A 9,573-nucleotide genomic window follows, 5' to 3' on the forward strand; every position below is an offset into this window, starting at 1 on the left:
GGGACAGCCTCGCGCAATCTCAGTTGGATGCGGTCGCGCACATGACGAAGAAGTACCAGGACGAGGTCGACTCGAAGTAGCGATCCGGAGGCTTCATACTCCGGCGACAGCCCCTTCCCAGGTGGCAGCTAGGGTTTCGGCGCACAACTGAGGGATGACCACCGGAACCCCTCACCACCCCCGGCGACACATCGCGCAGCTCGTCTTCGCGGCGGCCGCGGCCGTCGCTCTCCTCACCACGTTCGACGCGGCGCAGGCATCGGCGCGCCCGACGGACGTGGCGGCATTCCCACAGGCACCGCCCGACCTTTCCGGCGGGAACGGTTTCGCCGCCGATGACGACGACGACGAAGCCCAGCTGCAGCAGCAGCTCGCTCAGCAGCAGCTGCAGCAGTCCATGCAGCAGGCCGAACAGCAAAACGAACAGGCGCAGCAGCAGTTCGAACAGAGCATGCAGCAGGCGCAGCTCGATGAGCAGCAGGCCAACAACCCGTAGCGCCTGCCGTGGACGCAGGCGCGGCTAGCGCTGGCCGGTCGACTCGCGCTCGGCCGTCTCCACCAGCCGACGCGCGAAATACCGGACCGCGCCGCCCATGGCGGCCCGCATCGCCGGACCCGTGCCACGGACTCCCTCGACGAACGAGCCGGTCCAGCGGATGTCGGTGCCGCCGGCCGGGTTCGGCGTGAGGACCACCTCGCTGACGTAATCCTTGATCGGGTTGGACGGCGCGATCAGCTTGTAGACATGCCGCCGGTCCTGCTCGTATTCGACGGTTTCCTCCTGCACGAGCACCGGCCACATCCCGAGCTTGCGGACCGCCCCGATCCCGCCCGGCGCGGGATCACCCTGCCGCGCCCAACTCGAATGGACGACGATGGGCTTGGCCCATTTCGACCAGTTCGCGCCGTCGGTCACGAGGCGGAACAGCGTCGCCGCGGGCGCGGTGCTGGTACGGGTGACCTCGAACGAATACGTCCTGCCTGACATGACCCACTCCCCGGGAGATCCAACGCCGACCCTGGCGGCCGTTCGCGCGTAGGCTACCGCCCGCGCAGCGCCCCCGCCGGACGGGGTTCGCCGGCCCCTCCGCCGGCGGCGCGGCGAAAGCACCCGGCCGTCGATCGGGTGGTGCCTACAATCGGCGAATGCGGCAGGCGTTGTTGATGTTTGCCGTCACGTTGTTGCTCGGCGCCTGCGGCGGCGGCCACGACGGCGTCCGCGCCACCTCCACCACCGGCGGCGCCGACGCCCACGTCCGCAGTCAACGGGTGCTCGACGACGCAATCGGCGCACGCGATCCGGGGTGCTCGGCCGCCGCGGGCGTCGAGGGCAAAGTCGTCTGGACCGGGGTGCGCGGCCTGGCGGACGTCTCGACGCACGAGGCCATCACACCCGACACGGTGTTCGACATCGCGTCGGTGTCCAAGCAATTCACCGCCGGAGCGGTGCTGCTGCTGGTCGCCGCCGGTCAGCTGACGCTGGGCGACCCCGTTTCCCGGCACGCGCCCGAGCTGCCAGCGTGGGCGAACACCGTCACCCTCGAGCAGCTGATGCACCAGACGAGCGGAATTCCCGACTACGTCGGCTTGCTCGAGGCGCAGGGCACCCAGGTCGGCGACCGGACGACCGAGGATCAGGCCCTGCGGGCGCTGGCGGGCGTCGACCAGCTCGAGTTCCCGCCCGGTTCGCGATTCGAATACTCCAACTCCAATTACCTGTTGCTCGGCGAGATCGTGCACCGTGCTTCGGGCGAACCGTTGGCGGAATTCCTCTCCGGCCACATCTTTCGCCCCCTCGGGCTGAACATGGTCGTCGATCCCACCGGGCCGATTCCCGGGAAGGCTGTCGGCTACGACAAGGAGGGCAACGCGGTCGCGTCCGGCTGGGGGCAGGTCGGTGACGGCGGCATTCAGACCACACCCAGCGAACTGGTCCGCTGGGCGGACAACTACCGCACCGGCCGCGTGGGCGGTCCCGCGCTCCTCCGTGCCCAACTGGCCGGAGCCGTGCCCACCGAACCGGGCGGCGGGGACCGCTACGGTGCCGGGATCTACCTGCTGGCCAACGGCGCACTCGATCACGATGGTTCGTGGGGCGGATTCGTCACGGCTTTCCGGGTCAGCAAGGACCGGGCGACGTCGGTGGCCATCACCTGCAACACCGACAAGCAGGATCCGGAGGCCCTCGCCGAGGCGCTGGCGAAGCTCTGGATGTAGCTGACGGATTCGATTCGCAGACAAGACCCTTCGCGCGCCGCCGTACCGATCGTCACGGTCGCGGCACGACGGGTTGCCGCGCCGCCTTGCCTACAGTGGGGTCCATGGAGTTCGGTTCCGGGCAGCACGCCCCAAGTGTCCCCGGCATGCTCAAGATCGAGGACTGCCTGGATGCCGAGGGCAACATCATGCCCCCGGCGGACGTCACGCTCATCTCCCTCATCGACCGCAACATCGCCAACGTCGGTGACGCGGTGGCATACCGCTTCCTGGACTACAACCGCTCCGCCGACGGCGTGGCCGAAGAGGTGACGTGGAACCAGTTCGGCGTGCGGCTGGAAGCGATCGGCGCGCGGGTCCAGCAAGCCGCCGGCCCTGGCGAACGGGTCGCCGTCCTGGCGCCGCAGAGCCTGGACTACGTGACGGGCTTCTACGCGGCGATCAAGGCCGGCACTATCGCGGTGCCACTGTTCGCGCCCGAGTTGCCCGGCCACGCCGAACGTCTGGACACGGCCCTGCGCGATTCGCGGCCGACCGCCGTGCTGACGACGGCGGCGGCCAGGGGAGCGGTCGAGGAATTTCTGGGCACGCTCCCGCAGCTGCAGCGGCCGCGGGTCATCGTCATCGACGAAATACCCGACTCGGCGCGGGACTCGTTCACCCCCACCGAGCTGCGCCACGACGACGTCTCGCATCTGCAATACACGTCGGGCTCGACGCGGCCCCCGGTCGGCGTCGAGATCACGCACCGGGCGGTGGGCACCAACCTCGTGCAGATGATCCTTTCGATCGACCTGTTGGACCGCAACACCCACGGTGTCAGCTGGCTGCCGCTGTACCACGACATGGGACTGTCGATGATCGGCTTCCCCGCGGTGTACGGGGGGCACTCCACGCTGATGTCGCCCGCGGCGTTCGTGCGCAGGCCGCAGCGCTGGATCAAAGCCCTGTCGGCCGAGGCGGGCCGGGCCGTCACCGCGGCGCCGAACTTCGCCTACGAATGGACGGCCCAGCGGGGGCTGCCCGCGCCGGGTGACGCCGTCGACCTGAGCAACGTGGTGCTGATCATCGGATCCGAACCGGTCAGCATCGATGCGATCAACGCCTTCAACAAGACGTTCGCCCCATACGGCCTGCCGCCGACGGCGTTCAAGCCTTCCTACGGCATCGCGGAGGCCACGCTGTTCGTCGCGACCATCGCGCCCGAAGCGGAGGCGACGGCCGCGTATTTCGACCGCGCGGAGCTGGGCGCCGGCCGCGCGGTACGGGTGCCGGCCGACGCCCCGGAGGCCGTCGCGCAGGTGTCCTGCGGCCAGGTGGGCCGCAGCGAGTGGGCCGTCATCGTCGACCCGGACGGCGGGACCGAACTGCCCGACGGTCACGTCGGCGAAATCTGGGTGCAGGGCAACAACGTCGGTCGCGGCTACTGGGGGCTGCCCGAGGACACCCGGCGAGCGTTCGGCGGTCGGCTGCACTGCCGGTTGGCCGAGGGCAGTCACGCGGCGGGATCCGCCGTCGACGGCGCGTGGCTGCGGACCGGGGACCTGGGCACCTATCTCGACGGCGAGCTGTACGTCACCGGCCGGATCGCCGACACGATCACCGTCGCCGGCCGCAACCACTACCCGCAGCACATCGAGGCGACCGTCGCCGAAGCTTCCCCGATCGTCCGGCGCGGATACGTGACGGCTTTCGCCGTCCCGGCCGGAGACTCCGATCAACAGCTGGTGGTCATCGCCGAGCGGGCGACGGGCACCAGCAGGGCCGATCCGCAGCCGGCCATCGAGGCGATCCGGGCCGCCGTTTCGCGCCGCCACGGGCTGCCGGTCGCCGACGTGTGTTTCCTGCCCGCCGGCGCCATCCCGCGCACCACCAGCGGCAAGCTGGCGCGCCGGGCCTGCCGCGCCCAATACCTGAGCGGCGGCCTGGGCGCACACTGACCCGGGCGGACGGCCCGAAAAACGGCCCCGGCCGCCGCGGCTGACTTAGTCTCCCTTTCGGAGGCAGGACAATGGTTCTCAAGGTTGCGGTGCCCGCTGACCTGATCGGCGGCGACGTGGAGGCCGGCTACGGAAAGGTGGCCGACGCCTTTCGCGCAAGTTTCCGCGACGGCGCGGAGGTGGGCGCGGCCGTCGCCGTCTACCGCGACGGGGTCAAGGTCGTCGACCTGTGGGGCGGCTACCGCAACGGGTTGGCGAAACAACCGTGGCAGCCCGACACCATGGTCAACATGTTCTCCACGACCAAAGGTGTTGCCGCCCTGGTCGTGGCCGTCGCGGTTTCCCGCGGGCTCATCTCCTACGACGCCAAGGTCGCCGACTACTGGCCGGAGTTCGCGCAGGCGGGCAAGGGCGATGTGACCGTCCGCCAGCTCCTGGGGCACCAGGCCGGGGTCTGCGCGCTCAAGCCGAAGCCGACGCTGGCCGACGTAGCCGATCCGGCCAGGCTCTCGCCCATGCTGGCGGCCCAGGCACCGGCGTGGCGACCTGGTTCGCGGCACGGCTACCACGGGATCACGCTGGGCTGGTACGAATCCGAGCTGATCCGACGGACGGACCCGGCCGGCCGCACGCTGGGCCGTTTCATGGCCGACGAGATCGTCCGGCCGCTCGGGCTCGACCTCCACATCGGCCTCCCGGATTCGGTCGACCGCGAGCGGGTCGCGCACGTCCACCACTGGGTGCGCGCCGAATCGCTGCTGCACCTGAACGTGATGCCGCCCGGGTTCGTGGGCGCCTCGCTGAACCCCGTCGGACTGACGGCCCGCATGATCGCGGTGCCTCGCGGCGTCAACCCGTTCAACGGCGACTACAACCGCGAGGACGTTCGGGCGGTCGAGATCCCCTCCGCCAACGGCATCGGCACCGCCCGGGCGGTTGCGCGCATGTACGGCAGCGCGGCCACCGGGGGAGCCGAACTCGGCTTGGGCGGGGATACCGTCGAGGCGCTCGCGGCGCCGGCGCTCCCGCCCAGCCGGGGCATTCGCGACAAGGTGATGAACGTCGACGTGGCGTATTCCCTCGGTTTCTGTAAACCCGTGCCCCACTTCGAATTCGGATCGTCGGGCAGGGCTTTCGGAACTCCGGGCTTCGGTGGGTCATTCGGCTGCGCCGACCCGGACACCGGCGTCGGGTTCGCCTACGTGATGAACCGGCTGGGGTTTCACCTCTGGAGCGACCCGCGCGAACTCGCGTTGCGGCAGGCGCTGTTTCGCGACGTCCTCGGCGTGCGACCGCAGACGTGACGACGACAGTGATGGCATCCTGGCCGTGTGGGTTTGCTCATCCGGCTGGCGGAGCTGTTGATCGTGGTCCTGCCCCTGGTGGGTGCCGCCGTCGCCGTGGCCCGCTCGTTCGGCGCCAACCGGCGCCGGGCCGAGCCACCGCCGGTCGCCGACCGGCCGGAGACGCCACCGGACACCGGCGACAACCACGTCGCCCAGTGGCGGTCGCTGCGCCGCGTCCTCGAAGAGCACAGCCGCACCGACACGCGATGGCTCGACTATGAACTCGACGTCGCCAAGCTCCTGGATTTCCCGCTCATGACCGACATGCGCGATCCGTTGACGGTCGCGTTCCACAAAGCCAAGCTGCGGGCCGATTTCCTGCGCCCCGGCAAAGCCGAAGATCTCCTCGACGACCGGGAGGCCGCCGCGCAATACCGGACCGCCGTCGAGGATTACGTGACCGCCTTCAACACCGCGGAGACGGAAGCGATGCGCAGGCGGCGCAGCGACTTCTCCCGCGCGGACCAGCAGCGAATTGCGCGCGCGCAGAACCTGCTGCGGGTCGCGTCGGACTCCGCCGCGGCACCGCAGGAACGCCGGCGCGCCTACGAGTTGGCGCGTCAGGAACTCGAAGGACTCGTCGTGTTGCCGGCCACCACCCAAGCCGGCATCGAACGCAGGGTCTTCGGGGAGCTGGAGGGATGACCACGGTGCCCGGCCCGCCGGTCGCCGAGCCCGGCGGCAGCCAACCCGTCGCGGGATTCGCGGTCACACCACCGCCGCTTCGCGGCCCCGTCACGTTCGACCAGCGGTGGCGGGACCTGACGTTCATCCACTGGCCGGTCCGGCCCGCCACCGTCGAAACGATGTATCCGCCCGGCACCCGCCCCGACGTCTTCGCCGACGGGATGACCTACGTCGGGCTGGTTCCGTTCGTCATGGACAGCACCAAAGTCGGCTCCTCCCTTCCGCTTCCGTACTTCGGCCGCTTCCCGGAGACCAACGTACGGCTCTATTCCGTCGACGACTCCGGCCGGCACGGGGTGCTGTTCCGGTCGCTGGAAACGACGCGGCTGGCGGTCGTCCCGGTCGTCCGGGCCGGCCTCGGCGTGCCCTACACCTGGGCGAGGATGCGGACAAGCCGGCGCGGCGACCGCGTCACGTACCACAGCGTGCGCCGATGGCCGCGGCGCGGACTGCGCAGCCGCGTCGAGGTCACCGTCGGCGCCCCGGTGGACCCGACGCCGCTCGAGGTCTGGCTCACCGCCCGGTGGGGCGCACACACCCGCTGGGCCGGGCGAACCTGGTGGGTACCTAACGAGCACGAACCCTGGCCGTTGTGCGCCGCCGAGGTCGTCGAGCTGGACGACGAGCTGGTGGCGGCCAGCATGGTGCGGCCCGCCGGCGAGCGCTTGCGCGCGCTGTTCTCGCCGGGTGTGCGAACCCGTTTCGGCCGCCGCGTCGTCGTCGCGTGACCTACGGGCAGGTGTACCCGCCGTCGATCACGAGGTCGGATCCGGTCATGTAGCTGGAGGCCTCGCCGGCCAGGTAAACGTAGAGGCCGGTGAGTTCCTCGGGGCGGCCGATCCGCCCGAGCGGAATCTTCGGCTCCCACAGCCGGTGATATTCCGTCATCGGCTCCACGAGCTCGGTGAGGATGTAGCCCGGGCTGACGCTGTTGACCCGGATGTTGTGCGGCGCCAACTCCACAGCCATCGCCTTGGTCAGGTGAATCACCGCCGCCTTCGACGTGCAGTAGTGGCCGACCTGCTGCGGGATGTTGATGATGTGGCCCGACATCGAGGCCGTGGTGATGATGCTGCCGCCCCGACCCTGTCGGACCATCGCCCTCGCGGCCGCCTGGGCAGTGAGGAAAACGCCTGTGACATTGGTGCTTTGGATGCGTTCGAACTCTTCCGGGGACATCTCCAGCACCGGTGTCACGGTGATGATGCCGGCGTTGCAGACGGCGACGTCGATCCCGCCCAGCTCCGCGGTCACCCGGTCCAGCAGCGCGGTCACCTGGTCGGGCCGGGTCACGTCGCACGGGATGGGCACCACCCTGCCCTCGCCGTCCGCCGCGATCTCGCGGGCCACCTCGTCCAGAGCGTCGGCACGCCGCGCGGCGATGGCCACGTCGGCGCCGGCCTGCAGATAGGCCTGCGCCACTTTCTTGCCGATGCCGCTGGACGCCCCCGTCACCAACGCCCGTTTGCCGCGGAGATCAAACAACTTCAAGACGTTCATGCGAGATCCCTATCCAGACGAGCGACCTATAACCGAAACAAGTTCTAGTGTGTCCGCCATGGGCAAATTCACCAGGGCAGAAATCGAGCAAGCGGTCGAGAACTACACGCGGGTGGTGGAGGGGTGCAGCGCCTCGGGCGACTGGCGACCCTTCGCCGATCTCTTCACCGAGGATGTCGTCTACACCGAACATCACTACGGAGTGTTTCACGGCCGCGAGGCGGTGCGGGACTGGATCGTGGCCGTCATGGCGCCGTTCCCGCACATGCGATTTCCGTCCGACTGGACTGCCTACGACGAGGAGAACGACGCCGTCGTGGTGATGATCAAGAACCTGCTCGACCACCCGACGGATCCGAATGGTGAGCCGTTCTGGTTCCCGAACTGGACGCGGCTGGTCTACGCCGGAAACGGCCTGTTCTCCAGCGAGGAGGACATCTACAACCCGAACCGGGACGCGCCCGGCGTGGTGACGGCTTGGCTGCAGGCCGGGGGACAGCTCGCGTCAGACGAGATCCTCCAGCCAGGCTAGTGGCGGCCCGTCCCCCGCGAAGCCGGGGGACGTGTCGCCACCATCGGACTAACTCGTCACCGGCTGTCGCACCCGCCGCCGCGACCGGATGGCTGCCAGTGCCTGCTCCCACGCCAGCATCGTGGCGGCCTTCATGTTGGCCGGCTTCACACTCTCCCGGGACAGCAGCGCGGTGGCCGCCGCCTTGGTGGTCGCCGACGCCTTCGACAGATGGCCGGAGTCGAACGGCGGCTGCGGGTCGTATTCGATCGCCAGCTGGATCGCCTTGGCGCGGCCCTCGCCGCCGATCTCGGCGGCGAGCCACAGCGCCAGGTCGAGTCCCGCCGACACTCCCGCACACGTGACGACGTTGCCCTGGTGCACGATCCGTTCGTCGCCCACTGGCACCGCACCGAACGCCTTCAACGCCGGGACGGTCAGCCAGTGCGACGTCGCGCGGCGGCCCTCGAGGAGGCCGGCGGCCGCCAGGATGACCGACCCCGAGCACACCGACGTCATCCACGCAGCGCTTCGGTGCGCCCTGCGCAGCCAGTCCAGCAACGCCTCATCGCGCGCATGCACCGGTGTCGACGGACCACCCGGCACGAGAACCACGTCGGGCGAAGGGGTTTCGGCCAGGGAGTGGGTGGCCCCGATGACCAGCACACCGGAGTCGGCGGTGATCGGCCCCGCCTCGTGCCAGACGCACCGCACTTCGGCGTCCGGCAGGTTGCGCAGCACCTCGTAGGGGCCGATCATGTCGAGCGCGGTGAAGCCCGGATAGGTCACGATCGCGATTTGGGTCATGGGTGTCATCCTTTCCTTTCAGGCGAAGGCCTTGCGGTATTGGTCCGGCGGAATGCCGACCCGGCGAAGGAAGTTGCGCCGCATGGTTTCCGCGGTGCCGAACCCGCAGCGGGTGGCGATGGCGACGACGGTGTCGTCGGTCTCCTCCAACTGCCGGCGCGCGGCTTCGGTGCGAATCCGCTCGACGTACTGGCCGGGCGCCTCGCCGACCTCGGCGGTGAACACGCGGGTGAAGTGCCGGGGGCTCATCGCCGCGCGACGGGCCAGCTCGTCGATGCTGTGCTCGCCGCCAGGCTCGGCCTCGATGGCCTCCTGCACGGTGCGGATCGAATTGCGTTTGGCCCGCGGCATCCATACCGGCGCCGCGAACTGCGTCTGCCCGCCGGGACGGCGCAGATACAGCACCAGCCAGCGCGCGACGGTCTGCGCGACCTCGGTGCCATGGTCGTCCTCTACCAGCGAGAGCGCGAGGTCGATGCCCGCGGTGACACCCGCTGCGGTCCACACGGTTTCCGAGCTGCGGACGAAGATCGGATCGGCGTCCACGTCGATCGCGGGGAACTCG

The 9,573-nt window shown here is 69.6% G+C and carries 11 protein-coding genes; 7 read left to right on the forward strand and 4 right to left on the reverse strand.

Annotated elements, in window-relative coordinates; all coding sequences use genetic code 11:
* Nucleotides 1-154: 154 nt before the first annotated feature.
* Complete coding sequence (locus A9X05_RS07105) at nucleotides 155-496, forward strand: hypothetical protein (protein WP_067750502.1); 342 nt, start codon at nucleotides 155-157, stop codon at nucleotides 494-496.
* A 24-nt stretch (nucleotides 497-520) separates the two neighbouring features.
* On the opposite strand, the gene A9X05_RS07110 is transcribed toward A9X05_RS07105, so the two are convergent.
* Nucleotides 521-988, reverse strand: coding sequence for an SRPBCC family protein (locus A9X05_RS07110; RefSeq protein WP_067780246.1), 468 nt, complete (start codon nucleotides 986-988; stop codon nucleotides 521-523).
* Between the two features lie 158 nt (nucleotides 989-1,146).
* Between A9X05_RS07110 and A9X05_RS07115 the strand changes: the two genes are divergently transcribed.
* The 5 genes from A9X05_RS07115 to A9X05_RS07135 all read left to right on the forward strand — a co-directional run bounded on the left by A9X05_RS07115 (nucleotide 1,147) and on the right by A9X05_RS07135 (nucleotide 6,918).
* Nucleotides 1,147-2,217: a serine hydrolase gene (locus tag A9X05_RS07115; protein WP_067780248.1), complete on the forward strand. Its 1,071-nt coding sequence runs from the start codon at nucleotides 1,147-1,149 to the stop codon at nucleotides 2,215-2,217.
* A 104-nt stretch (nucleotides 2,218-2,321) separates the two neighbouring features.
* The gene (locus A9X05_RS07120) at nucleotides 2,322-4,157 is read left to right on the forward strand and encodes a fatty acyl-AMP ligase (RefSeq protein ID WP_067780251.1); all 1,836 of its coding nucleotides are present in this window, start codon (nucleotides 2,322-2,324) and stop codon (nucleotides 4,155-4,157) included.
* Nucleotides 4,158-4,228: 71 nt separating this feature from the next.
* Complete coding sequence (locus A9X05_RS07125; protein ID WP_067750518.1) at nucleotides 4,229-5,461, forward strand: serine hydrolase domain-containing protein; 1,233 nt, start codon at nucleotides 4,229-4,231, stop codon at nucleotides 5,459-5,461.
* A gap of 27 nt (nucleotides 5,462-5,488) precedes the next feature.
* Nucleotides 5,489-6,148, forward strand: coding sequence for a hypothetical protein (locus A9X05_RS07130; RefSeq protein WP_067750521.1), 660 nt, complete (start codon nucleotides 5,489-5,491; stop codon nucleotides 6,146-6,148).
* Entirely contained in the window at nucleotides 6,145-6,918 is a 774-nt protein-coding gene (locus A9X05_RS07135) for a YqjF family protein (RefSeq protein ID WP_067750525.1), read from the forward strand. The genes A9X05_RS07130 and A9X05_RS07135 overlap by 4 nt, the downstream gene beginning before the upstream one ends.
* A gap of 1 nt (nucleotide 6,919) precedes the next feature.
* Here A9X05_RS07135 and A9X05_RS07140 read toward each other — a convergent pair whose 3' ends face one another.
* Nucleotides 6,920-7,690: an SDR family oxidoreductase gene (locus tag A9X05_RS07140; protein ID WP_067780253.1), complete on the reverse strand. Its 771-nt coding sequence runs from the start codon at nucleotides 7,688-7,690 to the stop codon at nucleotides 6,920-6,922.
* A 58-nt stretch (nucleotides 7,691-7,748) separates the two neighbouring features.
* Between A9X05_RS07140 and A9X05_RS07145 the strand changes: the two genes are divergently transcribed.
* A complete protein-coding gene (locus A9X05_RS07145) occupies nucleotides 7,749-8,222 on the forward strand; it encodes a nuclear transport factor 2 family protein (RefSeq protein WP_067750535.1) in 474 nt (157 codons plus the stop codon).
* 48 nt (nucleotides 8,223-8,270) lie between these two features.
* Here A9X05_RS07145 and A9X05_RS07150 read toward each other — a convergent pair whose 3' ends face one another.
* Nucleotides 8,271-9,017, reverse strand: a complete 747-nt coding sequence (locus A9X05_RS07150; protein ID WP_368664920.1) for a DJ-1/PfpI family protein — start codon at nucleotides 9,015-9,017, stop codon at nucleotides 8,271-8,273.
* A gap of 9 nt (nucleotides 9,018-9,026) precedes the next feature.
* On the reverse strand, nucleotides 9,027-9,573 hold a 547-nt coding region (locus A9X05_RS07155; RefSeq protein WP_197498957.1), incomplete at its 5' end, for a GlxA family transcriptional regulator.

This window comes from Mycobacterium sp. E3298, assembly GCF_001666895.1.
Taxonomy (GTDB): domain Bacteria; phylum Actinomycetota; class Actinomycetes; order Mycobacteriales; family Mycobacteriaceae; genus Mycobacterium.